22 protein-coding genes are annotated in these 26611 nt (G+C 34.0%); 17 read left to right on the top strand and 5 right to left on the bottom strand.

All coding sequences use genetic code 11. The annotated features are described in order from the left end of the window. The first annotated feature begins 30 nt into the window (after positions 1–30). From MKY60_RS09735 to MKY60_RS09720, 4 genes are all read left to right on the top strand, one after another. On the top strand, positions 31–582 hold the full coding sequence (locus tag MKY60_RS09735) for a copper resistance CopC family protein (RefSeq protein WP_340929650.1): 552 nt from the start codon (positions 31–33) through the stop codon (positions 580–582). After that, complete coding sequence (locus tag MKY60_RS09730; RefSeq protein WP_340929648.1) at positions 579–1685, top strand: copper resistance D family protein; 1107 nt, start codon at positions 579–581, stop codon at positions 1683–1685. Before MKY60_RS09735 ends, MKY60_RS09730 begins: the two co-directional genes overlap by 4 nt. An 81-nt stretch (positions 1686–1766) precedes the next feature. Next, positions 1767–2267: a GNAT family N-acetyltransferase gene (locus MKY60_RS09725; protein WP_340929647.1), complete on the top strand. Its 501-nt coding sequence runs from the start codon at positions 1767–1769 to the stop codon at positions 2265–2267. Positions 2268–2967: 700 nt separating this feature from the next. Beyond that, the gene (locus MKY60_RS09720; RefSeq protein WP_340879663.1) at positions 2968–3903 is read left to right on the top strand and encodes an NADP-dependent oxidoreductase; all 936 of its coding nucleotides are present in this window, start codon (positions 2968–2970) and stop codon (positions 3901–3903) included. A 229-nt stretch (positions 3904–4132) separates the two neighbouring features. On the opposite strand, the gene MKY60_RS09715 is transcribed toward MKY60_RS09720, so the two are convergent. After that, a complete protein-coding gene (locus MKY60_RS09715) occupies positions 4133–4777 on the bottom strand; it encodes a DUF1796 family putative cysteine peptidase (RefSeq protein ID WP_340929644.1) in 645 nt (214 codons plus the stop codon). Positions 4778–5449: 672 nt separating this feature from the next. Between MKY60_RS09715 and MKY60_RS09710 the strand changes: the two genes are divergently transcribed. Further along, entirely contained in the window at positions 5450–6409 is a 960-nt protein-coding gene (locus MKY60_RS09710; RefSeq protein ID WP_340929642.1) for a nucleoside hydrolase, read from the top strand. A gap of 35 nt (positions 6410–6444) precedes the next feature. Here MKY60_RS09710 and MKY60_RS09705 read toward each other — a convergent pair whose 3' ends face one another. The 3 genes from MKY60_RS09705 to MKY60_RS09695 are packed head-to-tail and all read right to left on the bottom strand — an operon-like array spanning position 6445 to position 10220. Next, positions 6445–7575 carry a Ger(x)C family spore germination protein gene (locus tag MKY60_RS09705; RefSeq protein WP_340929640.1) on the bottom strand — a complete coding sequence of 377 codons (1131 nt, stop codon included), beginning with the start codon at positions 7573–7575 and terminating at the stop codon, positions 6445–6447. Further along, entirely contained in the window at positions 7562–8683 is a 1122-nt protein-coding gene (locus tag MKY60_RS09700; protein WP_340929639.1) for a GerAB/ArcD/ProY family transporter, read from the bottom strand. Before MKY60_RS09700 ends, MKY60_RS09705 begins: the two co-directional genes overlap by 14 nt. A 16-nt stretch (positions 8684–8699) precedes the next feature. Further along, complete coding sequence (locus tag MKY60_RS09695) at positions 8700–10220, bottom strand: spore germination protein (protein WP_340879658.1); 1521 nt, start codon at positions 10218–10220, stop codon at positions 8700–8702. Positions 10221–10532: 312 nt separating this feature from the next. Between MKY60_RS09695 and MKY60_RS09690 the strand changes: the two genes are divergently transcribed. The 8 genes from MKY60_RS09690 (at position 10533) to MKY60_RS09655 (ending at position 22101) form a co-directional block, all read left to right on the top strand. Then, positions 10533–11024 carry a DUF2975 domain-containing protein gene (locus MKY60_RS09690; RefSeq protein WP_340879657.1) on the top strand — a complete coding sequence of 164 codons (492 nt, stop codon included), beginning with the start codon at positions 10533–10535 and terminating at the stop codon, positions 11022–11024. 15 nt (positions 11025–11039) lie between these two features. Beyond that, positions 11040–11261, top strand: coding sequence for a helix-turn-helix domain-containing protein (locus MKY60_RS09685; RefSeq protein WP_093495745.1), 222 nt, complete (start codon positions 11040–11042; stop codon positions 11259–11261). 45 nt (positions 11262–11306) lie between these two features. Then, complete coding sequence (locus tag MKY60_RS09680) at positions 11307–11882, top strand: hypothetical protein (protein WP_340880842.1); 576 nt, start codon at positions 11307–11309, stop codon at positions 11880–11882. Between the two features lie 720 nt (positions 11883–12602). After that, entirely contained in the window at positions 12603–15773 is a 3171-nt protein-coding gene (locus tag MKY60_RS09675) for an ATP-binding cassette domain-containing protein (RefSeq protein WP_340929638.1), read from the top strand. A gap of 207 nt (positions 15774–15980) precedes the next feature. Next, a complete protein-coding gene (locus MKY60_RS09670) occupies positions 15981–17456 on the top strand; it encodes an amidase family protein (RefSeq protein WP_340929636.1) in 1476 nt (491 codons plus the stop codon). A gap of 124 nt (positions 17457–17580) precedes the next feature. Further along, entirely contained in the window at positions 17581–18741 is a 1161-nt protein-coding gene (ccsB, locus tag MKY60_RS09665; RefSeq protein ID WP_340929635.1) for a c-type cytochrome biogenesis protein CcsB, read from the top strand. Between the two features lie 290 nt (positions 18742–19031). Next, positions 19032–21338 carry an ABC transporter permease gene (locus MKY60_RS09660; protein ID WP_340929634.1) on the top strand — a complete coding sequence of 769 codons (2307 nt, stop codon included), beginning with the start codon at positions 19032–19034 and terminating at the stop codon, positions 21336–21338. A gap of 4 nt (positions 21339–21342) precedes the next feature. After that, on the top strand, positions 21343–22101 hold the full coding sequence (locus MKY60_RS09655; RefSeq protein WP_340879651.1) for an ABC transporter ATP-binding protein: 759 nt from the start codon (positions 21343–21345) through the stop codon (positions 22099–22101). Positions 22102–22845: 744 nt separating this feature from the next. On the opposite strand, the gene MKY60_RS09650 is transcribed toward MKY60_RS09655, so the two are convergent. Continuing rightward, the gene (locus MKY60_RS09650; protein ID WP_340929633.1) at positions 22846–23529 is read right to left on the bottom strand and encodes an SDR family oxidoreductase; all 684 of its coding nucleotides are present in this window, start codon (positions 23527–23529) and stop codon (positions 22846–22848) included. A 178-nt stretch (positions 23530–23707) separates the two neighbouring features. Between MKY60_RS09650 and MKY60_RS09645 the strand changes: the two genes are divergently transcribed. The 4 genes from MKY60_RS09645 (at position 23708) to MKY60_RS09630 (ending at position 26403) form a co-directional block, all read left to right on the top strand. Next, positions 23708–24268 carry a TetR/AcrR family transcriptional regulator gene (locus MKY60_RS09645; protein WP_340879649.1) on the top strand — a complete coding sequence of 187 codons (561 nt, stop codon included), beginning with the start codon at positions 23708–23710 and terminating at the stop codon, positions 24266–24268. Positions 24269–24700: 432 nt separating this feature from the next. After that, positions 24701–25474 carry a Cof-type HAD-IIB family hydrolase gene (locus tag MKY60_RS09640; RefSeq protein WP_340929632.1) on the top strand — a complete coding sequence of 258 codons (774 nt, stop codon included), beginning with the start codon at positions 24701–24703 and terminating at the stop codon, positions 25472–25474. 112 nt (positions 25475–25586) lie between these two features. Continuing rightward, complete coding sequence (locus MKY60_RS09635; protein WP_340879646.1) at positions 25587–26216, top strand: TetR/AcrR family transcriptional regulator; 630 nt, start codon at positions 25587–25589, stop codon at positions 26214–26216. Between the two features lie 22 nt (positions 26217–26238). Further along, on the top strand, positions 26239–26403 hold the full coding sequence (locus tag MKY60_RS09630) for a DUF2197 domain-containing protein (RefSeq protein ID WP_340929631.1): 165 nt from the start codon (positions 26239–26241) through the stop codon (positions 26401–26403). Positions 26404–26611: the final 208 nt, after the last annotated feature.

The raw sequence follows: 26611 nt of genomic DNA, 5'->3' as shown, positions 1-26611 counted from the left end.
TAAAACGTATAAATTTTTTGGAGGCAAATTATGAAAAAAATACTTTGGATGACAATTGCTTGTGTCTTATTATTTAGCAATCACGCACTAGCACATACTGGCTTGGAAAGCTCAATTCCAGCTCAAGGAAGTACAGTAACAGAAAGGTTAAACGAGATAACACTTACGTTTTTAACAAAGATCGAAGAAACAAGCTCATTTACAGTAACAAATTCATCGGATGAACCAATTGAAGTAGACGGTATTACTGTAAGTGAGAATGTGCTAACTGGTAATGTGACAGATAGCTTAGAAAATGGGACATATAAAATCAATTGGAAAATAATAGGTGCTGACGGCCATCCAATGGAAGGAGTAATTGATTTCGTACTAGAGGCACCTGAAGAGGTTGAAGCGGTAGAACCTATTACTGAACCAATTGATATAGTTGAACCGAATGAACCTAGTTCGGAAGAGTTGGACACAACAGTAGAAGCAGATAATGAAGAAGAGGGATCCAATTTCACTATAGGAATTATTATTGTTTTAGTCATTATCTTGGCACTTGCTGCTTGGTGGATGACTCGGAGAAATAAAAAATGATATTTATTTTAACAACTATTAGCGAAGCACTTTTATATGTGTGCTTCGCTTTGTTGGTGGGAAGCTATATTATTTCTTTATTCCCAGACGATTTAATTCCTACTATTGTTGTTCCTAGAAAAGTGAAATTATTTGCGGTAATTGGCATAGCGTTATTTTCTTTTGTTCCACTTATTAGTCTAATCATGTATTTATATGAAGACTATGGTTTATTAGATTCTTTACAATCCATTTTATTGACCTTTGAGGTAGGTAAATCATGGTTGTTTATGTTTATTGTAACGGTTTTTTTAGGACTGTATATTCTTTTCTTTCATGAAAAAAAATCAGCCTATTATTCAATAGTGGGAATTTTATTAGTTTTTGTTGCAATCATTGGTGTGAGCTGGTCAAGTCATGCCAACTCTATTGAAAGCTTGAAGGGGTTAATCACTCATTTTTTACACTTTGCATCTGTTGTCATTTGGGTCGGTATATTGTTTGTAGTAGCTTGGTTTTCCCAAAATACGAATAACTGGCTTTCGTTTTTAAAATGGTTTCATATAACTGCACTTTACTGTTTTGGGATAGTTATAATCACTGGACTTTCACTGATGAGTTTTTCAACCCCATTAGATGCATATTCTGATACTTGGATGATTTCATATGGCCAAAGTTTACTTATCAAACATTTACTTATTATTCCTCTAATTGGATATGCATTTATAAATGGTGTTCTCATGAAAAAACGATTACTTAAAAACAAAAACTTCGATGCACGGCCTTGGACAAAAGCTGAGTTTTTCATACTTCTGCTAATTTTTGCGGCGACTGGTGCTATGAGTCAACAATCACCACCACATAATCTTTTCGAAACAATAAATAATGAAGGTTTCTCTTCTTTAATTTTACTGTTTCATGACGTTATTGCTTTTTCAGATATAACTGTACAAATGGTATTTAATACAGAAGGAGTAATCTTACTATGTATCTCTACTATATTTCTTGTAATAACTCTATTCTCATTCGTTAAAAAGCAGCCAGCCATATTTGGCTTCATTATGAGTCTATTCGTCGTAATAGCGGCTTATTTTGGCCTGATGTTAAGTATTCAAATTATTTAATCGAGTTCTTTTAAAAGCATTTCCAACGGTGTATAATCCATCTTGGAAGTGTTTTTATTTATAGGAAAATGGGGAATATGGATGAACAAAGACATTGTGATAACTGAAATGCTACATTCTGATTGGGATTATGTAAGAGAAATTTTCATCGAAGGTATTAGAACCGGCAACGCTACATTTAGAACAGAAGCCCCAACCTGGGAAGAATGGGATGAGGATCACTTAACTAATAGCAGATTTGTCGCTAAAATGAATGGGGAAGTAGTGGGATGGGTTGCATTAACTCCAATTTCCAGTATGCGAGCTTTTTTAGGAGCAGTAGAAGTAAGTATATATATTGCTTCAAATGCTGCTGGAATGGGAATTGGTAGTCTTTTGCTTGAACATATAATTGACTCCAGTGAGCAAAACGAAATATGGACAATTCAAGCAATGATTTTCCCAGAAAATATTGCTAGTATAAACTTACATAGGAAATTTGGTTTTGAAACTGTAGGTATTAGAAAACAAATTGGGAAATTAAACGGAGTTTGGCGCGATGTGGAATTACTTGAGCGTAGAAGTTCTAAAGTCGGTGTATAAAAGCATGGATTTGAACTTATACCCAGATGTACGTTTAGTATAATAGTTGATATAAAGATTAGTAATCTAATGTGGGGTGCACTCTTCTTCTATTTCTGACCTTGAAAAGTAGACAGGAAGGGGGTGCTACTTCTGACTGAGTAAATACGATTAGTATTTCAACGCCAAACATTACGCTTATTACAGTGAATTTTCAGATGACATGTAAAAGTAATCGACCTATGAGTTAACTATCAAATGAATGACTTTTACCAAACTGCCGATGCCCCCTGAATGAAACTGATCTTTTGCCGTTTAGATGCAACCACATCTAAACGTTTTTTTATATACCTTACTATCTTGGATGATTAAGTTGGCAGTGCATGTGAAGGAATTGAATTTAATAATTTTTTCTAGTTTTATGTCATTCATTTCTTCGATAACAGAGTTATAGGTATGATTAAAAGGTTTGGATTTGTACATAATAGAAGAAGTTCTATAGACATATTTCAATTTACTAAACGGAAGAAAAATAGAGGTTACAATGTACTTATAAAAAAATAAGCTCCGCCTGTACTAAGAGGTTTAATGTAATGAGAAGTTAGGAAGGTGAACATGTGTATTTACCTATAATTTTTCAGGCAAACCAAATGACGCACTGTTCCTGTTCATTAAAAGATAGAGTGAATGATAACCCCCAAAAAGATGAGGAGAGACTTAAATGAAGGCAATAGCTATAAAGCAATATGGTGGAAAAGAACAATTAAAAGAAATAGATATTCCAAAACCAACTCCTAAAGAAAAACAAGTGATCGTGAAACTACACGCTACCTCTATTAATCCTATTGACTGGAAACTTCGTGAAGGATATCTAAAGGCAATGATGCCATTTGAATTTCCTATTATTTTAGGATGGGATGTTGCTGGCATGGTTGAGGAAGTTGGGGAACATGTTCAAGACTTTAAAGTTGGGGATAGGGTTTTTGCTCGTCCCGAAACGACTAACAGAGGAACATATGCGGAATATACAATAGTTGACACTCATTTACTTGCTAAAATTCCAGATAATATAAGTTTTGAAGAAGCAGCCTGTGTTCCTCTTGCTGGCTTAACTGCTTGGCAATGCTTATTTGACTTTGGAAACATCCAAAAAGGGGATAAAGTTCTTATTCATGCAGGAGCGGGAGGGGTCGGAACGTTTGCCATCCAACTAGCAAAAAGTGTTGGTGCATATGTTGCAGCTACAGCTGGAACACATAATGTTGAGTTTTTAAAATCACTCGGAGCCGATGAAGTCATTGACTATAAAAAACAAGACTTTGAAAAAGTTCTTTCAGAATTTGATTTTGTACTTGATTCACTTGGAGGAGAAAACCAAGAAAAAAGCTTTACTGTTTTAAAAGAAGGTGGTAAGTTAGCTTCTATTGTTTCTGAACCTAATCAAGAAAAAGCTAAACAGATGAATATTAAATCGGGAAATGTTTGGCTTGTTCCCAATGGACAACAGTTAGAAAAAATCGCTAACCTGTTGGGACAAAATAAATTAAGAGTAATTATTGGGCATAAATTCCCTTTTTCAGAAGAAGGTATTAAGGAAGCCCATGCCCTAAGTGAAAGTCATCATGCTAAAGGAAAAATTGTTATTCAAATAAAGTAAACAATTTAAAAGTATGTTGTTAAATAAAGAATAGCGGGGTACAATTCTATTTTTTCGTCGAGAAGCTATTTTATCCTCTCAGTAATTACTATAAAAGTGTAATCGCAGAAGAACGAAAAATTCCAATTTTTCAACATTAACATTGAAAAATTGGAATTTCCTTAGGGTAATCAAAACGACCAAGATATGTTAATTGATAAACATCTTTTCCTCCTTTAGTATAATTTTTTTACCAAAAACCAGATAAAAAACGTCTTTTAAGGCGGACTCCACTTAATGCTTCTTCCCACAAAGCATGATTCTCTTCCCATATATCAATATTAGGAAATTCTAAAATACATACTTTTTCAAGTGGACTTGATTTTTCGACTAACCCTGACACAGTGCTATGATTGATTAACAAGATGCTAAAATCGTGTTTAACTAACTTAGACAATATATCTTGAAGGTGTGCTGCTTCTGCTAAGGTTCCTTCCGTACGAACAAACAATATTCTTTTCGCAGATTTCATTTTCTTAAGAAATCGTTGAATTCTTCTATCATATTTCTCCATGACTTCGGGGTATGAGCTTAAATTTTCAAGTGTATTTTTATCGATACTAAAATCATGATTTGACACAATGTTATATCTATCATCTGATACACAGATGTTGTTATCGGCATACCCAATTACCCTCAAGTTTTTATAATCTAGAAAACTCAAAAAACGATTCTCTATTAGTCCACTAACATTTGACAGATTTGGACTAGCTACCCAGTCAAATACACCAGAGTAAGGTCTTAAATTGTGTTTTTTTAATTGGATAGAAGTTAAACAAAGATCCCCTAAACTAAATATTGCATCATATTTTCCTTTAAGTTGTGACAATTCCAATATTTCACCCCCTAACTTTAAATATTTCTCTACTATACTAGTAAATTCACTTATTCAATGCTGCGAAGGGCATCTTCCTAATTTCCGAAAAAATAACGAGATAAGATTCCTGAAGTATATTGAAGAGGTTTTGAAACATCTATAGAAATGGATCAATTTCATAAAGAATAATATATAGTTAAATCCGAACAACGCAGATTTCCGCTCTAGGAGGACGCTTTCCGCGGGCACGGCTTCAATCTCCTCGCCACTATGAAAACATATGCAACTGCGGTTACTCATCGCGCTGTTCCCGCTGGAATCGCCGCCTGCCACTGCAATCAACGGGATCACTTTTAAAAAGAAGAATAGTATATTGCGATATTTAGTAAACATTCGTATTTTTAAATAAAACATGTAATTATGAATTGACTCAAATATATGGATGGGGAATAGGTGGAAAAGTATAATTTATTCATTTTATAGGTTGGCAGAGTACAAGAAAACCACCAAAAAGAGGATTTATTTTATCCTAAACCATTTCTAGATGAATAAAGTATTGTAGAATTAAATCCCTTTTGGAATACAGATTCGTAAGTGGAGAAAAAAAGTAAAGGCAGAAGTGTCTTATTAGTCCAATTAAACATACTATAAGGAAATTGGGATTGGGAATGTTACAAGGAGGGGCTTTACTTGGTAAAAAAAGTACTACTATTCGGAGATATTGGTATCGATGATACAGTTGCTTTAATTTACGCAAGTTTAACTAAAAAAATCGAGATTGTTGGTATAGTTGCTGATTATGGTAATGTATCTAGAGAAGATGCAGTTTCCAATATCTATTATTTGATGAAATTATTTGACTTTCCACAAGGTATCCCTGTTATTCGGGGAGCAGAAGTACCTTTAACAGGTGAACAGCCCACTTTCTATCCAGAAATACACGGGGAGCGTGGACTAGGACCAATTATTCCGAATGATGATCACAGTTTAAAAATAGAAAACTTTTTAGAAATAGTGAATCTAATTGAAAATTATAAGGATGAACTAATTATTGTAAACATTGGTCGCCTTACTTCACTTGCGACGATGTTCATACTATACAGGGATCTTATGACAAACGTAAAAGAGTTTTATATTATGGGTGGAGCTTTTTGGATTCCTGGAAATGTTACAACCGTTGCAGAAGCAAACTTTCATGGGGATCCTGTTGCTGTGAATATCGTCTTGACGTATGCTAATAACGTTACAATTATTCCATTAAATGCAACTCAAAAGGCAATTGTGACACCTGAGATGGTTGCGTATATAGAACAATTCGGGAAAACTAAAATTTTCAAACCATTAATGGATTATTATACAGGTTTTTATAAAGAACGAGACCCGTCCATTCAAGGAGGTCCCGTCCATGATGCCCTAACACTAATGGCAGCAATTCATCCTGAAATGTTCATGTTTGTGTCTTATCCTGTTGTAATTGTTGATGACTTGGATGGACCAACTAGAGGACAAAGTATTGCTGATACTCGGCCGTATACAAATAATAATGGTGAAAAAAAACATCGTATAGCATTCGATATTCATTATGAAATGTTCTTCTACAATTTTTTGTCTGTTATGACAGGTCAAGATTTAAATAATGGATTAACTTAAGTATGAGTATATAAAGAATTTGAGGTCAATTAACATTACTCAAAAACTCCGTTTCTTAATATGACAAAATCTATATCGACATTTACTTTCATATTTTTATACATTTCATGCCATTTTTCCTTTGTCAGTTCAGAATTTCTCACTTTGCTTCTATAATTTTCTCCAAAGCCAAAAATATCAGATTCTACTTCCTGAGCATGAGAAATAACCCTGGATATTTCATTTGATAGGTTTTTACTGATTGCTTTTTCTAGTTTCGTTACACGTTCAGGATCACCAAGATTTACATCTGGATATATTTCTAATACTCTTGCTTTTAACTTTAGATTTAGGTCAAATTCAGGCGTGGAAGTGGAAGCATCTTTTAATTTCAATTCTCTTTTTGAGCGAATGGCATCAAATACAATTGAAATTTCGCTCGAAGGGTTTTTCAGTAAACCGGGGGGGATTTGATCTTCCTTTAACTTAGTCTCAAAAAATCCTGACTTAAAACTATCTCTTACCAGCTTTACATAAAAACTATCCTTTACTGGAAGTGAACTTACCATTGTGCCACCTTTGAATAGAGCAATCCCACTCATTTCAATATGTTCTTCGTTTCTTTTTATAATTGGCATAGCAATATCCCTACCGATGGAATAAAAATCGTGTGCCGTTTCATGCAGAGTAGGAGAGATCATATATTCCTGACTTATGTTTTGTTCTAATAGCCTAAATATATGTTGCCCAATATCATCAATATTTTTATATTCATAATTGAGTAATGGTGCCGTTTCATCTTCTACCACAGCCATATATAGACCATTACTTACATTTGCATTTTCTAAGTTTAAATCAATATAGTAATGGAGGTTTTCTTTAGCCAACTTTTCACCGAACAAAATGACCCTCATTTGACCAACCGTAATTTTTTTAGATAGTTGTCGATTAGCTTTCATCCGATTACCCTTACTAGTGTCATTTTCTGTTGTAATTATTTCCACATTACTTTGAAATTCAGGATTCACTTCGCGAATAACTGCAGTAATTTCCATTTTATCTTCGGAGCCCAAATCATAGCCAACTAAAGTCGTCAACCCTATTTTATCAAGAATATTTGTCTCAGCACATCCCGATAAAAGACTAGATAAAAAAAGAAGCATGAGACAGTAATTATACTTTTTCATCTTTTTGTCCCTTCCTTGATGTGATTTTTTTCTTCAACATAGTAATCATGAATAAGAAAATAGGATAAACAAATACGATAAAGAAAGCAATTTGTCCAAAATGAGTGTTAATTGAATTTATCTGTGTGCGAGTCTGAACTATTAATGTACCAATGAAAATAAGTAAAGAGAATATCCAAACGAATTTAGTTCCGCTTATTTTAACTAATCGTATTGTCCCCCGATAAGCAGCCCAAAGATAAAGACAAAGATTAGGTAAAATGATCAACATCCAAAAACAAACCGCAACAAACTCAAATCGCTCCATAAATGGAAAACTGATAAAACTAAACAATGTCAATGTCGCCCATATTGTTTTAAGTAACTTTCCTTCACTATAATAGGTAATCGATACCATCATGACGGAAAGATAAATAATGGTCGTAGCTAACAAACCTAAATGCACATACTTTTTGACTTTTTTCTTTTCTTTGATGAAAGGATAAATCACATTTAAGATTTCAAAGCCAATAATCGTAAAAGTCATAGATTGTGCTCCTTTAAATATAGAGCTTAAGTTTGTCTCCAAAATAGGAAATAGTGCTTCCGATGAAGAAAACTTCATAGGAAATATTAACATTGGAAAAATCCAAAGTGCGAGTATAACACTAAAAAAAGAAACGCCGACCACTACCCGAAGTCCACCTGTAAACGCATAAATAATAATAAGTAATAAGGTAGCTGAGAGAAACCAAGTACCTAAGTTTGGAAAAATCCATGCTTGGATAACTTCAATGTAATTTCGTAAAACGGAGAAAAATGCGATAAAACAATAAACTACATAAAGGGCATTTAAAAAATTCCCAATCCAAATTCCAAAAATATCTTGTTGAATTCCATAAAGGTCATTGGAACCGTAAACCTCTAGTGTCTTAATCATGCAAAAAGCAACGATGTGGGTTGCAAGACCTGCAAGTAAAACTGAAATCCATGCATCGTGCTTTGCATCTTGATATATAATACGTTGGAACCCCTGTATCCCTACTCCAACTTGAGCACTATGAATCACAAAAAAAAGTAAATATGCATTAATCATATCTTTAGAACTAAGTCGTATTGGATTCTTCACTCATGTCACCTACAGTTCAACTTTTTTCAGGCTTTATAGGTTGGGGATCAAATTTTTCTTCATTTGTCGGTCTTGTAAGAGCCGGTCTTTTGACAGTGAACGGTATAGGCATTCTTATAATACTATTTCGCATATCTTTCAGCCTTGGCGGATAAAAAGGGGATAAATATGGCGCACCCATACTAGATTGACGCAAAAGATGAATGAGTATAAAACAAAAAGCAAGCATAATACCATAAAATCCCCAAAACCCTGCTAGTATAATAATTGGGAAACGAATGAGTCTGATAACATTGCCCATCATATAACTTGGTGTTGTAAATGATGCTAATGCGCTTAAAGCGACAAAAATGAGTAGTATATTGCTTGTAATTCCTGCTTGGACAGCTGCTGTCCCAATTACGATACCGCCAACAATCCCAATAGTTTGTCCAATTTTTGTTGGTAATCTCGCTCCAGCTTCTCTAAGTAATTCAATAATAAATTCAAGAAGTAATGCTTCAAACACAGGTGGAAATGGAACTAATGCTCTCGATTCACTAAGTGGAACCAGGAAGGCTTGCGGGATTACTTCATAATGAAAGGTCAGTGCTCCTACATATATCGGTGTCAAAAATACTGATAAAAGAATGGCAGTGAATCTTAATAACCGAGCAAAAGTAGCAATATGCCATCTCAGGTTTTGATCCTCTTGACTTTGAAAGAATTCAACAAACGACTGAGGACATATGATAGCCATAGAGCTACCGTCCACAATGAGACCTATTTTGCCATTTAAGAGACCGTCGCAAAACCTATCAGGTCTTTCAGTCAATAGCATTTGTGGAAAAACCGACAATGAGTTATCATCAATCATCTCTGATAGAACAGCACTGTCGATTAATGCATCTAATTCGAGACTTGTGATTCTTTGCTTCAACGAATTTATCATTTGATCGTTAGCAATACCATTCATGTACAATAACGCAACTGATGTATTTGTGCGCTTTCCAATTGTAAATTTTTCATTACAAAGGTCAGAACTCGCAATATAGCGACGGATTAAGGAAATATTGGTAGAAAGGCTTTCATTAAATCCTACCTGAGCACCTATTACTTGTGATTCATTTTCAGGTGCTGCCAAACTACGAGATTCTCTTGTGGTGATATTTGCTATTACTGCTTGAGGGTAACCATCCAGATGTATAAGGACAGATCCATGAATAATTGATTCAATCGTTTTCTCTAGTTGACCATATATATCAACTTCAGGTATGGAGAGAGCACCTTTAATAGTTTCCGGTGTTTCATTATGTTTATTCTGTAAATTGGATATGATATGCTCGTTTAAGGTCTGGTCTTTAACTAAATTATCTATATAAATAATAGTAATATTGGGTGGAATTGATTTAATGATTAAATCAAATGGATTGTTAGTAGCATCTTTTATCTGCTGAATAAAACCATCCTTTGAAGGAGTAATCATTTTTCCATCTACAATAGATTCTTCTACTATTATTGGCATTTGCTTCTTATTGAAAGGTAGTTTAAATTTCATCCTGAATATTAGTCTCCTTCCATTTGTTTACTTTCTTTATAGAATAGGCTTTAATGGGTTAATCTATACTTTTGTCATTAACTTTTAATATTTCTGGATTTATTGAATAACGCTAATATAAAAAACCAAACGCTTGAGGCATCTAAAAAATACCTCAAGCGTTTTTTGTTCTTTTATATAATGTTTATTTACACAATTCCTCTGCATACGTTAACTGCAATAAAAAAATAACGAAAACCAATAATAATATATTGATAAACGATAAATTTTTTGTTATTATAAAAATTATATTAAATGTAGGAGGTACTTTTTATGAAACGAGGATCAACAATTTTCTTAAAGTTAGCTGTTATTCTTATGGGAATCCCCGTTCTTGCTATGTGTATTTTTTTATTGCCTCAAATAGCTGGTGAAGCACATGAAGCAATAGAGAAGGGATCAAAATTAGCTTATGTCGTATACGGACTTTTAACGGTAATGTACATTTCGGCAATCCCATTTTACTTAGCTTTATATCAATCTTTTAAACTTTTAAGCTTTATTGACAAGAACCAAGCTTTCTCAGAGTTATCAGTCAGAACTCTGAAGAAAATTAAAACATATGCAATCATCATTAGTGGCTTATATGTAGTTGCTCTACCATTTGTAGCTATCATGGCGGAAGTAGATGATGCCCCTGGGTTAATAATAGTCGGAATGATCCCTATTTTTGCTTCCTTGGTGATAGCTGTATTTGCGGCTGTTCTTCAAAGACTTTTGAAAGAAGCTATAGATATAAAAGAAGAAAATGATTTAATAGTCTGAGCTGAGGTGAATAATATGGCAATTATAATCAATATTGACGTGATGCTCGCTAAGCGAAAAATGAGTGTAACGGAACTTTCAGAAAGAGTTGGAATAACGATGGCCAATCTTTCAATCTTAAAAAATGGAAAGGCAAAAGCGTTGCGATTATCCACATTAGAGGCAATATGCAAGGCTTTAGAATGCCAACCTGGTGATCTGTTAGAATACAGAAATGAGGAAGATAACCAGGAATAATTCAGTGGCTAAAATTATTATCTAAAGAGATTTAAGGTGTGGATTATGATCAGAGAAAAAACGGTTTATCTCCTTTTAACTGATACAGGTACTATTTTAACAAGGATAATTAAAACCTATACTAAAAAACCCTATAACCATGCTTCCATAACTTTTGATGATGAATTGATCGAGACATATAGTTTTGGTAGAAAAACAGCTAAAAATCCTTTTATCGGAGGATTCGTTAGAGAAGATATTCATTCTGTATTATTTAATCAAGCATACTGTGCCATCTATTCCTTAACTATAACGAATGATGAATATCAAAAGATGTATCAATATATCCAAGAAATATCTGCCAAAAGGGAATATTATCGCTATAATTTTATAGGATTATTTGGTGTAATGTTTAATAAACCAATAAATAGGAAGAATGCATTCTTCTGCTCCCAGTTTGTTGCATCAGTTCTTAAGGAAAGTCAAATCATTGGTTTTGAAATAGACCTTTCACTGGTGGAGCCTTATGACTTGCCACATTCCGCAAATTTTCAATTGATTTATGAAGGAAGACTAAGTGATTATAAAGATAGTATTAAGAACAAAAAAGTACATGTGCCTTATCCAATAGTCACTAGTTAAATTAGAAAACTACGAGTTATTATATTCAAATGCTTTATCAAAGTAAAAGTCCAATTTCTCCTTTGTAGGATAGAGAAATTGGGCTTTTTATGTAGAGAATTTTATCTGCATGCTAAATTGAAATTGAGTGAGTCAATTTCATAATTACTAGTTTCATTTAAAAATACGAATGTTTACTTAATATCGATATATATTATTCGTTTTATTAAAGTGACTCCGTTGATTGGAGTGGTAGCGGCGACTCCACCGGGAACAGCGCGAGCTGAAAGCCCCGCGGGTACGTAGTGACGAGGAGATAGAAGCCGTGCCCGCGGAAAGCGTCCCCCTAGACCGGAAATCAGCTTGTTCGGATTTAACTATATAGTATTCTTTATGAAATTGATTCAAGTAAGCAAAAATATAAAATAGAGTATTTGAGTTATTTTTAACATTGTCTGATCAACGTAAAAGTGGGAGCGAATTAATATTATAAGCATTATTAAATACAATTAAAGGAAAAGGTGCAGTTAGAGGTTTTATAAAGAAAGTAAATGAAATAAATATCGAATATCAGTGGTATACTTATTAGAACAATTGATATAAACAATTTGCTATAGAATAATTTCAGAATAATGAATCAAATTTTATCGAATAGTCAATATGTCTGGCAAGTAGCGCTTTAGTTTCAAACTCCACTAACATAACAATACTAAATAGAAAGAATGGATAGGATATCATAATATGAAAATAAAACAATTGATTGCAAACAATATCAATAACTTAAATTCACTACTACCAGTAGATAAATCATTAGGAATTGCTGGTTTATCTGGTTCTGGTAAAACAACTTTTTGCCAAACAATTGGGGAGGAATCCAAGAAACGTCTCGTTTCATTATTACCAAAGGCTGAATATCAGTATTTATTCCCTACTATTATGGAAACCAATTTTAGTGCCATCAAGATGGAAGAAATGCCTTTGGTCCTTTTTCTCGGAAAGTCATCCATTTCATCCAATCCACGTTCTACCATTGGCACTCATACTGGTGTGTTTAAAGAGATTCGAGATACTCTTGCTGAGCAATTTAATGTATCTCCAGAAGTTTTTTCATTTAATAATGAATTAGGCTGGTGTACCGCATGTAAAGGACGTGGTACTACCAAAAACATTGTATGTAAAAAGTGTGATGGTATGCGCTACAATTCAGAAATTCTTCAAAAAAGAATAGTATTATTGGATCAACCCCACAATATTTCAGACATTAACAACTTAAGTATCGAAACGATTCTTGCATTATCTAAAGATTTACAAATTAGTGAAGCGAAACAACATATTCTTAAGAATATTATTAATATGAACATTGGTTACTTGACATTAAATCGTATAATGGGCACATTGTCAGGCGGGGAATTAACACGTCTTTACTTAGCAGAATTTATGGCAGCAAGTGAAAATACCGTCATAATTATAGATGAAATCTCCGTAGGGCTTGACCAACAAACACTATTGAAAATTTTAGAACAGATTAAACAATTGGGTTATAAAAATCAAATTTGGCTTATTGATCACTCAGATACAGTGCTCGACACAACCGATGAGCAGTTGTACTTTGGACCTGGGAGTGGAAAATACGGCGGAAAAATTGTTCAAGAATCTCCGCGTCCTGAGCCAATCACTCGTGAACGAAATGAAGAAATGCCAACAAAATTCTATCATTTTCACGATCTATATAGTCGTAATATACAAATGGCTGAAATCCAAATTCCACAAAATCGAATTGTTACTTTTACGGGAGAGTCAGGGTGTGGTAAATCTACACTGGTTAATGAATGTATAGCCAAAGATTTTGTAAAGCGATATCCAAAAGATAAACTTGTAATGGTGGGGCAAAATCGAAACCAATCAATTACAAGTCGGTCAACAGTTGCGACTTTTCTTGATATAAAAAGAAAACTTACAAAATATAGTGAAGATATCGATGATATTTTTCTGCGCTCGATTGAAGATATTATTGATGAACTGCCAAATGAAGATATCGTTCATAAAAGATTGAGCTTATTGATCAAGCTTGGTCTTGGTTATTTGACGTTGGAAAGAAAAACACAGTCCTTATCGAATGGTGAATTTCAATGTGTTCATTTAGTTTCTGAGCTGTTTGCCAATACAAGAAACCCACATACGCTTTTCATATTTGACGAGCCTTCAAAAGGATTATCACAGAATATATTAAATCAATTCATTGATAGCGTTAGGATCATCCTTGATGACGAGTCTGTTTCTATCATAATGATAGAACATAACTCGTACATGCTTGATAACTCAGATTTTATCGTGGATTTTGGTAAAAGACAGCATTCACCTGTAGAACATCTTGCTGTTGAGAGTAATGATGAATACTATCTTAAGCAAAACAATGAAGATAGCATTGATTCATTACACATTGCTTCTAAGGTCCATCAACAAACTGGGATTAACTACTTAAACGAAAATCAAATCGCTTATTTTAAAGATGCTGAAAACGTCTATAAGGGAGGAATATTAAAAAGCCTATCCTCAATGGCACGTTTGATATACGGTGAGTACGAATCTGATAAAATTGCACCGGTCATCGCCATTGATCTAGAACGTCATTTATATAGCCAATATAGTTTCCTTTATGAAATTGGGGGACTGATCAACCATATAGTAGCATCACATCCCACCAATAAAGATACGAGAAGTTTCGATTTTTATTATCAAGACAATCATTGCCCGAGTTGCTCGGGACGCGGGGCAATAGAAGAATTTGATTTTGATGTGGTTATTCAGGATAAAACAGTGCCATTCTGGGAGGGCCAATTGCATCCTGATGTAATGGAAGTATTAAAATACTACCAATACCCAAAATTAGAGTTTTTATTTGGAGAGATAAAAAATGAACTTGGTCATGATATAAGTAAAAGTTATAATGACATGTCAGAACAAGAAAAGCATACATTTTTGTACGGATACTGGGACAAGTCATTTTATGATAAAGCAGGCAAGACACAAAGAACATGGCAAGGCTTTAATAACATAATTGGGATGTATATGTTCATTTCGAAATCGATTATAAAAGAGCATATGAAAGCATCTAAAGAAATGATTACTTGTCCTATCTGCAAAGGCTCTATACTTAAACATCATAAACAGCTCAAATTTGGCGATGTGGACATTAGAGAGATTATTAAACAACCGCTTAACAAAGTTATAAAAACAGTAGGAGAACTACCTGAACTAGTAAAATTAAAAGCTATTGTTGGAAGCGAAATGATTTTGACAGAAGATGTCTCAATGTTGCCTAGAGAAACACAAGTATCCCTTAAAATGCTTGAATTAGAACTTGCAAGCTTTGCTGGTTATGAAATTGTACTACAAAATGTATTACCATTCTGGAACAGCATTAAGGACAATATTGAATCTATTAGTAACAATAATAAGGTAACCATCTGTGATTTTGACAATATTAATGAAACTAGAGAAACTATCATTGATAAGTATTTCACTAATGGAAAATACAAAAAACTAACTTATGTATACGAAGCATTCGGATACAAAAAACTTGTTACCCAAACTAATAAGATAAAGAAAAGTCATCCATGTCCATTCTGTAAAGGAAAGAAAGTCATAGCTGAAGATAATCTACATGACGGCGTGCATAAATTAACGATACCTTGTGTAAGTTGTAATGCTACTGGTATCAATGTTGAGGGACTAGAGGAAGTTGTGGAAGGAGTATCAGTTAAGACTTGGCTTACCGGAAAAGTTAGTGATGTTGTTAATGAAAGTACAAGTCTTAAATCTGTTACAGATCTTTTAATTTTCAAGCGTATTCGCGAGTTAAACAAAAAGGAAATGATGGCAATTTACCAATACCTTGAGCAAAATAATTAAATTGGGACAAAAATTTATAGCTAGTGATAAAACTCATTTGCATTAATTGCGAATGAGTTTTTATGTTATTCAGGAGACGGTCTTCTGTTAAAATGTTGTTAAGTATGTTTTAACAGAACATGTTAATTGAGGAATAATTATGTTTATTAATATCTTAATATTTCGTTTTTTAATTATAAGAAAACTTTATTATAGGAGGAATTATTAGTGACTATTATTTTTAATAAGTTTTGCAAAGAAGAATTAACGATTAGTGATATACAAGATGCAATGGAAAAAGGGGACCTAACATCAAAAGAATTGGTTATGTATTACCTATATAGAATCGCAAAGTATGACCAAGATGAACCAAACATAAACTCAGTACTTGAGATAAACCCAGATGCTATTTTCATAGCTGAAGCAATGGATCATGAAAGAAAAATAAAAGGTATTCGAGGACCATTGCACGGAATTCCTATATTGTTAAAAGATAATATTGAAACATGTGACTCAATGCATACGAGTGCAGGTACTCTTGCTTTAGAGAATTATACTGCAAGCAAAGATGCATTTCTTGTTGAAAAGCTTCGTGAAGCAGGAGCAGTCATTTTAGGTAAAACTAATATGACGGAGCTAGCTAACGGTATGTCAAGTAAAATGTGGGCAGGTTACAGTTCAAGAGGTGGACAGGTATTAAATCCTTATGGAGATTCAGACCTTTTTGTTGGCGGTTCTAGCTCTGGGTCTGCAGTCGCTGTTGCTGCAAATTTCACTGTTTTATCCGTTGGTACAGAGACAGATGCTTCCATTCTTAGTCCGGCAGTTCAAAACTCAGTTATAGGTATTAAACCAACAGTAGGCTTAATTAGTCGAAGAGGAATTATTCCTTTTACATACTCTCAGGACACAGCAGGCCCATTTGCAAGGACCGTTAGGGATGCTACGATTTTACTTACGGCTCTATCTGGTATGGATAGGTTTGATTCTGCAACATATAAAAGTGAAGGTAGAGTCGAACAGGACTATTCTATTTATCTAGACTCCAATGGTCTTAGAGGAGCTAAGATAGGTGTATTTAATAACGCAACTAGTGATTTTCTTAACTCAGATGAGTACGATGATGAATTATTTAATAATGTTATAGATTCGATTCGTGACCAAGGAGCTGAAATATTTAAAGATATTGATATTCCATCATTTCATAGAAATTGGAAGTGGGGAGTAACTCTATATGAGATGAAACATAGTTTAAATAATTTCCTTTCACAGCTACCACCTAGTCTACCTGTTCACTCAATTACTGAGTTAATTGAATTCAATAAAGGTATAAAAGATAAAGCACTTAAATATGGACAGAATAAATTAGAACAAAGAGAACCTCTCTCTAATACACTAAGAAGTCCAGAATATTTATTAGCAAAATTGGAAGATATATATTATTCACAGGAACAGGGAATCGATCTTACTTTGAAAAAATATGACCTCGACGCCATTCTTTTTCCGTCTTATATAGGATCAACAATTTGTGCAAAAGCAGGATACCCATCTATTGCTCTGCCTGCTGGATATATGAAAAATGGAAGACCTTTTGGCATCACATTTGCAGGTACTGCATTTAGCGAAGGAAAATTAATTAAACTAGCATATGCATTTGAGCAGGCGACAAAACTAAGACTAAGTCCGATATTGCCATATGCTTAATACTTATACTTCAAGTGAATTGTTTTTATCTATGAAAATCAAACATATTTATCCAAACTCACCATTTTTCAGGTAAAAGTGTTATACTCAAAATATATTTATTAAAGGAAAGAGAGGGGTTCTAATGGCTTCTACAACTCTAATGAATCTAAGTAGCACTGCTTTATATATATCTTTTATATTATATTTAATCGCTATCCTTCCTTTTGGACTATCTATTAAGTCAAAAACAAAATCTTTTGTTTATACTGGAATAAGCTTAACATCGTTAGGTTTTATATTTCAGATTTTCTACTTTATTTCCAGGTGGTATGTAATTGGCCATGCTCCGGTAAGTAATTTATATGAATTTATGACTTTCTTCGGCATAATGCTTATTGCAAGTTTCCTCATTTTGTTCTATATGTACCGCCAATCTATTATCGGTCTTTTTACTCTCCCAGTCGTACTATTAACTTTAGGCTTTGCAAATACATTTTCGAGTGACGTAACACCATTAATACCAGCATTACAAAGTGAATGGTTAACGATTCATGTGCTAACTGTAGCCTTTTCAAGCGCGGTATTATCTATTTCTTTTGTTACCGGTATAATTTATCTTTTAAAAGTAATTGCTCTAAATGAAAAAAGTATACGAGCATTCTTTTTAGAATTAGTTATGTATTTTTTAGTTACAGTCTTTGGTTTTATAATAATTACAGGTATATTTAGTTTTACGGATTACACTAAAACAATTACATTTGAGGATACTAACTCAATTCAAGAAACATTAGAATACAATTTGCCTATAATAGTTGCTCCATCAAATATAATAACAGAACAGGAAGGACTTACTGACGTTCCACTTTGGGTAAATGCAAAAAAACTAAATACAATTCTATGGTCATTCTTTGTAGGAACTGTACTCTATTTAATAATACGTCTTGTTACACGCAAAAGAATTATCTCACTTTTAAAACCACTCACAAATAAAGTAAATATTGACTTGATGGATGAGATTACGTATCGAGCTGTTGTTATTGGATTTCCTTTATTCGCTCTAGGAGGATTAATTTTTGCGATGATTTGGGCACATATTGCTTGGGGAAGATTTTGGGGATGGGATCCCAAAGAAGTTTGGGCTTTGATAACGTTCCTTTTCTACGCTACATTCCTACATCTGCGATTCGGTAAAAACTGGATTGGAGAGAAAAGTGCATGGATGGCCATTGGAGGATTTGGTATTATTGTCTTCAACCAAGTTTTTGTAAACTTAGTTATTGCAGGACTCCATTCCTACGCTTAATGATTTATTAGAAATAAATACGACTACGAATTTAAACTTGGATAATACTTTTGTTAAATATTACGATATTCCGGAATTTAAGTTATCACAAAGTAAATAAAGCCTAATTTCTCAATGCCGAGAAGTTAGGCTTTTTCAATTTATGTTCCTTAATTTTATAGATCCACATTTTCCAGACGCTTAAATTTCAATCCTAAGGTGCATAAGAATTCGGTCTTGAGATGTACTAATAATTTTTAATTATCTGTTAAATTTGTTGTATGAAAGTAAAACGAATATGGAGGTGACTTATGTATAACAGAATAATATGGAATGACATTTTAAAAAGCAAATTGATAACGTTGACTACAATGATATTTGTTGGTGCAGCTGCTATGCTTGTTTCGCTAGCGGCAATACTCGTCTTTAATCTTTCTGGCTCGTTAGATACACTTATGAAAAATGCTAAAACTCCTCATTTTATGCAGATGCATTCTGGTGAAATTGATACTGTGCGGCTTGAGTCCTTTGCTAAGCAAAATAGCAATATCAATAATTATCAGGTGGTTGAATTTCTTAACATAGACAGTGCCCAAATCATATTGGGCAATAATTCGCTTGCTAATAGTATTCAGGATAACGGCTTGAGTGTACAAAACGAACAATTCGATTATCTACTAGATCTTAGCGGTAACATCATCCATGTTTCCGACGGTGAGATTTATGTTCCAATATCTTATATGAGGGATAACACTACAAAGATAGGTGACCATGCAATCATAAGCGGGAAGGAATTTGTCGTAGCGGGATTTCTCCGTGACTCCACTATGAATTCATCGCTCTCTTCATCAAAACGATTTTTGATAAGCACCAATGACTTCGCAGAAATTAAAGACCTTGGAAGTATCGAGTATCTTATTGAGTTTAGGTTAAAGGATTACTCGGCGATAGGTGAATTTGAAGCAGCTTATACTTCAGCAGGACTTGAAGCGAATGGCCCAACGCTTACCTATACGCTTTTCAAAACGTTGAACGCGATTTCTGACGGGATGATGATTGCAGTTATCCTTCTTGTAAGTGCACTTGTCGTTACCATCGCTTTTATGAGCATACGTTTTACGCTTCTAGCAAAAATTGAAGATGATTACCGTGAAATTGGTGTTATGAAAGCAATAGGGATTCATCTTTCGGACATCAAGAAGATTTATCTTGCTAAATATGCAGCTATTGCCGCGACAGGTAGTATTCTTGGTTTTATTATTTCGCTTATGTTTCAAGGAATTCTTCTTGAAAATTTAAGGCTTTTTATGGGCAAAAGTGAAAATTCTTCTTTTGCAATAGTTTTAGGAATCATTGGAATACTGATTGTATTTCTTGCAATTGTTGCTTATGTAAATGGAGTGCTCAAACGTTTTAGGAAAATCTCCGTTGCGGAGGCTATTCGCTTTGGTACTTCTCAGGAAAAAAAAGTTGTAGCTAAGCGTTTCTCCTTAGTTAGAAACAGACTGTATAGTACTAATATTTTTCTTGGAATCAAGGATGTCTTTACAAGAAAAAGACTTTACGCCACAATGCTTATGGTACTAGTGGTATCAACATTTATAATTATTGTACCGCAAAACCTGTTCAACACAATTTCTGAGAAAAGCTTCATCCAATACATGGGAATCGGCAACTACGATTTACGTATACAGACCAATACAGCTGACAAAATCAAAGATATTGTCAAGACAATAGACAGCGATAGTGCCATTTCAAAATATGTTGTTATGACAACAAAGACATTCAAAGTAAAAACGAGTAACGGATCTGAGGAAAACATTAAGGTTGAACTTGGTGACCATTCGGCATTTCCTATAGCATATTCTGTTGGCAGAGCCCCTGCAGCAGAAAACGAAATCTCTCTTTCATCGATAAACGCAGATGAACTGGGAAAAGAGGTTGGAGATGTTATGAAGCTGGTGATTGAAGGGAGGGGGAAGGATCTTAGAGTAAGCGGAATATATTCAGATGTCACCAATGGCGGCAAAACCGCAAAGGCATTATTCTCCGACAATACGACGAGTGTCATGTGGACTATCATTTGTGTTGAGTTTTCGGATAAATCTCTTGTCGATAGCAAGGTTTTAGGATATTCGGACAAATTCGATTTTGCAAAGATATCCGATATCGATGAATTTGTTTCTCAGACTCTAGGCTCGACAATAAGTTCAGTTCAAAAGGCATCCTTTGCTGCAATTGTTGTTGCGCTGATTATTACCGTAATAGTTACACTGTTGTTTATGAAAATGCTTATTGCTAAGGAGAGATATTCGATTGCCATCATGAAAGCACTCGGTTTTACAAACTCAGATATTAGGACACAGTATGCTTCTCGTTCTGTTTTCGTTCTCATTGTCGGAATTATTCTGGGTACTCTTCTCGCGAACACTTTAGGAGAAGAACTTGCTAGCGCACTTATCGCTTCGTTTGGAGCAGCAACTTTTAGTTTTACAGTTAATCCACTAACAGCATATTTTCTTAGTCCATTGATGATGTTAGTCGCGGTGCTTTTCGCTACAAAGTTAGGCACATCAGATGCTGGGCAAATAAATATTTCTGACAATATAAAGGAGTAGACATATGAAAAAGATTATTATCGGAGATCACATTGTGAAATCTTTTGGCGTGAAAGATGATCAGCGAAATGTTCTTGACGGAGTGTCTGTTGAAATAAATGAGGGTGAATTTGTTGCAATTATGGGACCTTCGGGATCGGGAAAATCTACACTGATGTTTGCTTTAAGTGGAATGGATAGCCTCACTAACGGTAGAGTCATTTTTGATGGTATGGATCTAACGGAGATAGGGGAGAAAGAGCTATCAGAAATACGTAGAATAAAAATGGGATTTATATTTCAACAGCCAACGATGCTGAAGTATCTAAATATAATTGATAACATTGTTCTACCATCAATGCGAAATAACAGGAAAAATGCACCGAAAATAGCTGAGAAAGCACGAAAGCTTATGCGAAGAGTAGGTATTGGAGATTTTGAAAAGCGGGATATAACACAGGTTTCGGGAGGTCAGCTTCAGCGAGCAGGAATTTGCCGAGCGCTAATGAATAACCCCAAAATCATCTTCGGTGACGAACCTACTGGCGCGCTCAACTCTAAATCTTCGGAGGAGATCATGGACATATTTTCAGAAATCAACATGGAGGGAACTGCGCTTATGCTTGTAACACATGACGCAAAAGTGGCTGCTCGATCAGATCGTATTATGTTTATGCATGATGGAAAAATTGTGAGCGAATTGAAGCTAGAGAAATTTAACGGGAAGGATATAGAAGATAGAATCAACGAAGTTACAGTTAAAATGAGGGAAGTAGGAATATGACTTCACTTTAGTCTTATTCTCTCCTCCAATTTAACTACTTTCGGTGGATTTCAACACTTAATTAAGAGGCTGTTGATTGACTCCCGCCACCTCCACATATCCGAAATTTCAAGAAGATGCCATATTATGTGCTTAAAGCATAAAGATGTCAGATTACATCTTTATGCTTTATTATTTGGTTGACAATCTTATGCTTTAGAAAGTAAAGTGAGTTTTTTAAAACTTGTGCTCTCAAATGTTTTAAGTATATTTAAAGCCCGTAAAATTAAGTGTGGCACTGCTATAGTGGCTTTATTTTAGAAAACTTTATAGTTAATTCTTTTGCGACTTTAAGTATATCTTTGCCATAATGGCAAGGGTATACTTAATTTTGTTTTAGGGACTCTGGAAGGAAGGGATTAACGTTTGTTTTGTTGAATTTATTATACTAATAGATCAAAATACAAAAAAATGATTGTAGTAAGACCTATAAATAGGTAGTCAGAAACCATTTGTTAGAGGAGTTTGTGAAATGTTTCACTTAAACTAACGAAGCAGGTTAGTTGAAGAGCGTTGTTTAACTTGTGTTCAAGAATCGGGCCAAATTGAAGGATTCTAGTACTTTATCTTATATTCATTCACCCCAAAAAAAATATATAAAACCAAAATGGACGGAGTTTATCTCCAATGGAGGGATAATTGTTTAAGAATATAATTAAATCAGTAAAAAAACACTGTCAGTTATCGACAGTGTTTTTCTATTCATTATTGTGCGCCTAGGCCACCATCAACTACGAATTCTGAACCACTTGAGTAGGACGATTGGTCGGAAGCTAAATAGGTAACAAGATGTGTTACCTCTTCGATTTTACCTGCTCTACGAATTGGTAAAGTTTGCTCCAGCTCAGGTGAAACTAAATTTCTAGTCATATCAGTTACGATAAAACCAGGATGCACAGAATTTACTCGGATATTATAATCACCAAGTTCTAATGCGGCAGCTTTAGTCATTCCACGAACTGCAAATTTTGAAGCTGTATAAGCCACTTTTTTATAAGCTCCAACCATACCTGCTAGTGAAGAAATGTTTATAATGGAGCCGCCCCCAGCTTTTTTCATAGATTCAACGACAGCGCGCATACCTAAAAATACAGAGTGTTGATTCACAGCAATGACTTTTTGATAAGTACTAAAATCGGCTCCCTCAAGATTAACCCCAGGTACATCAATACCAGCATTGTTTACCAATATATTTATATTACCAAAAGCTTCAATCGAAGCTTGCACAACATCTTTCCAGTCATCTTCATTTGTCACATCATGCTTAATAAAACGTACAGAATTACCTAATTCCTGTGCAAGTGCTTGACCTTCGTTTTCTAAAATATCTGTAAAGATAACTTTTGCACCGCCAGTAATAATAGCTACTTTACCATCTAATAATCCCATATCTATTTCCTCCTCAGTATTAACATTTATTTACTAAAGTAGACAACGGTGTGTCTTTAAATTATTCTATTATATGAAAGCGTTTTCCTCAATCATCAAAATTAGAAGGAATGTTGTATAGTGTACATTTATGAGTATAGTGTCGAAAAAATAATGATAGTTCTTGGAGGAATGTCAGTTGAAAAGTGTAGTTGACCCTCGTGTGGCTCGTACCCGCAGGTTACTTATGGACGCATTGGCAAATTTGATTACTTTAGAGGGGCATTCTGCTATTACAGTTCGTGAAATTGTTAGGAAAGCTGAGGTCAATCGTTCAACGTTTTACCTTCATTTTCTTGATAAGCAGGATATATTGACACAATTCCAAAATGATATATTGAATGAGCTGAAAGAATCAATGAAACTGACGGAATATTCCTATGAATCAGCTATAAATGAGTTCAAAAAATCAAATATACCGATTAAATCACACGTTACCATGTTTGAACATATACAGAAACAATCGTCTCTTTACAAAAAAATGTTAACTGAAAGTGAATTTCGTGGCCGTTTTACGAAAGAGATTATTAAACAGATTCTTCATTTTAGGGACAGTATTTTGGAAGCAACCTATATGGCAAATGGGGCAGTTGGAATTATTCTTTATTGGTTAGAAAATGGTATGAAGGAAACAGTCATAGAAATGAGTTTATGGCTTACAAAATCTATTTTGTTTCCTTTAGGAAAATTTGATAACTAAATTGTGAGTGGAAAGTATTTCGCAAATGTTACGAATAATATAAACGTCTATTTAATAGAGTGTTTTGCTAAGTTTGTGAAGTCTTCTACTTAAACTACCATGAAAATTAATTTCTTCAAGAAAAGAAAAATGAGAATACTTAAAAAGACCCCTGCTTAATCGTTTAAAAAAAGAGGAGAGCGAACATTAATAAGTCTATTGTTTTCGGTAGACTATTAGTATTGACTCAACTAACCATTTTCATTCTCTGTGGTGAAGCGCTGATTTTGCGCTTCATGGATGGCTAACGGGTGCTGTGCTTCAAGAAGGAGTAAACCCTTTTTTTCATATTGAACTAAAGCGGCAGTAATAACAACGTTCCAGTACATAGCAGAATATATAAAATCGTATATTAATATTTAGACTTTATTGTTTAACTAAAAGGTGTTGTTTATGATCTACAAAATTGTTTTTTTCGATGTTGACGGAACTATTACAAATTATCTGGATGGAACCATTTCGGATAGCACAAAGAAAGCAATAAAATTATTAAAAAACAATGGAATAAAAGTTGTAGCTGCGACCGGAAGACCCTTATCGATGTGCAAAGAGTTAGTTGAATTAGGAATAGATACTTTCATTACAGCAAATGGTGGCTATGTAAAGCATAATACAAAAGTGATTCATAAGATTCCGATGGATAAAAAGATGATGTTGGAAGTCATTGAATTTGCAATGAAAGAAAATCATGCATTATCATACTATACCGAGGATTTTAGCATGAATGGCATAAAGGATTTAAAAGTACTTAAAGCATTAAAGGAAACATTATCATTAAGCGAGTATCCTAATACGAACACGTTAATTTATGATGAAGAAGTTTATTTAATGTGCTTATTTGCCAACGATGACGATGTTTTGAAATACAAAAACACATTTCCTCATCTCACTTTTAAAAGGTGGCATCCATATGTAGTAAATGTCCTACAGCATGATGTCTCAAAATCAATAGCTATTCTTAGGGTTTTAGACTACTTTGGAATTGACCGGTCAAATTCTGTAGCTTTTGGGGATGGAGAAAATGATGTTGATATGTTGGAGTTAGTAGGGTTAGGTATTGCGATGGGGAATGGAAATGAAAAATTAAAGAGTATTGCGGATTTTGTAACGAAGAAATCCAGCGAAGATGGAATTGAATTCGCACTTAAGCAGTATGGATTAATTTAAATTAACTAAACTAAACAAGCTAGTTGTATAAAGATTCATAAACCATTTAGATTATCTTCATCTAAATGGTTTTTTTATTGAATTAGTTGTACGATTGTACTAAAATAAAATCATGAGTATAAAAATTAAATCAACTAACCAAAAAGAAATGTCGTTCATTGAAAAAGCCCGTAGATCTCAAATTGTGGAATGTGCAATTGAAACTATCGCTGAAATAGGTTACGCTCAAGCATCTTTAGGACAAATTGCAAAACGTGCAAAAATCAGTAAGGGAGTTATTTCGTATCACTTTGCAAATAAAGAGGAATTATTGGATCAAATAGCTATCGAATACTATACGGCTTGGCAATCTTATATTGCTCCACTAATAGAAGCTCAAAAATCTCCTAAAGAAATGCTTCGGGTTTATATTGAATCCAATCTAAAATTCATAGAAGAAAATCGGAAGCATGTTATCGCTGTTATAGAAGTGGTTTCTAATAAGAGAACTGCTGATGGTAAATTTGGGTTTGCTTCAGACCATGATGAAACTATTTTACTTCCTATTGAAAATATTCTCACCCTAGGGATGCAAGAAGGAATTTTTCGAGAATTTACCAGATCATCTTTAAGGGTGATGGCGTTAACAATAAGAAATGCCATTGACGGATTCACCCTTGAATTAATGAAAAAGTCTCATTTAGATGTTCAGGAATATACAAGAGAACTGGTTACACTCTTCGAAAAATCAGCTACAAAGTAAGGTGTTGTTAAGGAGGATAACAATGATATACTATGAGATACTTTGTTATAGTTGTAAAAGAACATTCAAAGAATACGAAGGTTCACTAAAATATAAACAGTTTAAGGAAAGAAAGAGTAAGATTTTTTGCTGCGACGATTGTAGTCATAAGATATGCATTGATGCAATTAAAAATTTCTTCAGATAGATATTTGGGGAATACCTTAATAGATTGTGAAATAATGTACTTAAATTAACGTTTGCTTTAGTGAAAAAACATGGCTGTGTTTGTTATAGCCTTTTCTTATTGTGCTAACGTACAATCGTCATTAGCTTTTTTTCAACAATCGGGCCAGATTATGGAGCAACACAGTCAGGACATTTTGCTAAAATTAGGTAGATATAATGAACAAGTG

The organism is Psychrobacillus sp. FSL K6-1415, assembly GCF_038003185.1.
Classification (GTDB): Bacteria; Bacillota; Bacilli; order Bacillales_A; family Planococcaceae; genus Psychrobacillus; species Psychrobacillus psychrodurans.
This window is presented reverse-complemented; position numbering and strand designations above follow the sequence as displayed.

Coding starts and splice junctions, on each gene's coding strand:
- MKY60_RS09735 (WP_340929650.1), top strand. CDS start 31: ATGAAAAAAATACTTTGGATGACAATTGCTTGTGTCTTATTATTTAGC.
- MKY60_RS09730 (WP_340929648.1), top strand. CDS start 579: ATGATATTTATTTTAACAACTATTAGCGAAGCACTTTTATATGTGTGC.
- MKY60_RS09725 (WP_340929647.1), top strand. CDS start 1,767: ATGAACAAAGACATTGTGATAACTGAAATGCTACATTCTGATTGGGAT.
- MKY60_RS09720 (WP_340879663.1), top strand. CDS start 2,968: ATGAAGGCAATAGCTATAAAGCAATATGGTGGAAAAGAACAATTAAAA.
- MKY60_RS09705 (WP_340929640.1), bottom strand. CDS start 7,575: ATGAAAAAGTATAATTACTGTCTCATGCTTCTTTTTTTATCTAGTCTT.
- MKY60_RS09695 (WP_340879658.1), bottom strand. CDS start 10,220: ATGAAATTTAAACTACCTTTCAATAAGAAGCAAATGCCAATAATAGTA.
- MKY60_RS09690 (WP_340879657.1), top strand. CDS start 10,533: ATGAAACGAGGATCAACAATTTTCTTAAAGTTAGCTGTTATTCTTATG.
- MKY60_RS09685 (WP_093495745.1), top strand. CDS start 11,040: ATGGCAATTATAATCAATATTGACGTGATGCTCGCTAAGCGAAAAATG.
- MKY60_RS09680 (WP_340880842.1), top strand. CDS start 11,307: ATGATCAGAGAAAAAACGGTTTATCTCCTTTTAACTGATACAGGTACT.
- MKY60_RS09675 (WP_340929638.1), top strand. CDS start 12,603: ATGAAAATAAAACAATTGATTGCAAACAATATCAATAACTTAAATTCA.
- ccsB (WP_340929635.1), top strand. CDS start 17,581: ATGGCTTCTACAACTCTAATGAATCTAAGTAGCACTGCTTTATATATA.
- MKY60_RS09660 (WP_340929634.1), top strand. CDS start 19,032: ATGTATAACAGAATAATATGGAATGACATTTTAAAAAGCAAATTGATA.
- MKY60_RS09655 (WP_340879651.1), top strand. CDS start 21,343: ATGAAAAAGATTATTATCGGAGATCACATTGTGAAATCTTTTGGCGTG.
- MKY60_RS09650 (WP_340929633.1), bottom strand. CDS start 23,529: ATGGGATTATTAGATGGTAAAGTAGCTATTATTACTGGCGGTGCAAAA.
- MKY60_RS09640 (WP_340929632.1), top strand. CDS start 24,701: ATGATCTACAAAATTGTTTTTTTCGATGTTGACGGAACTATTACAAAT.
- MKY60_RS09635 (WP_340879646.1), top strand. CDS start 25,587: ATGAGTATAAAAATTAAATCAACTAACCAAAAAGAAATGTCGTTCATT.
- MKY60_RS09630 (WP_340929631.1), top strand. CDS start 26,239: ATGATATACTATGAGATACTTTGTTATAGTTGTAAAAGAACATTCAAA.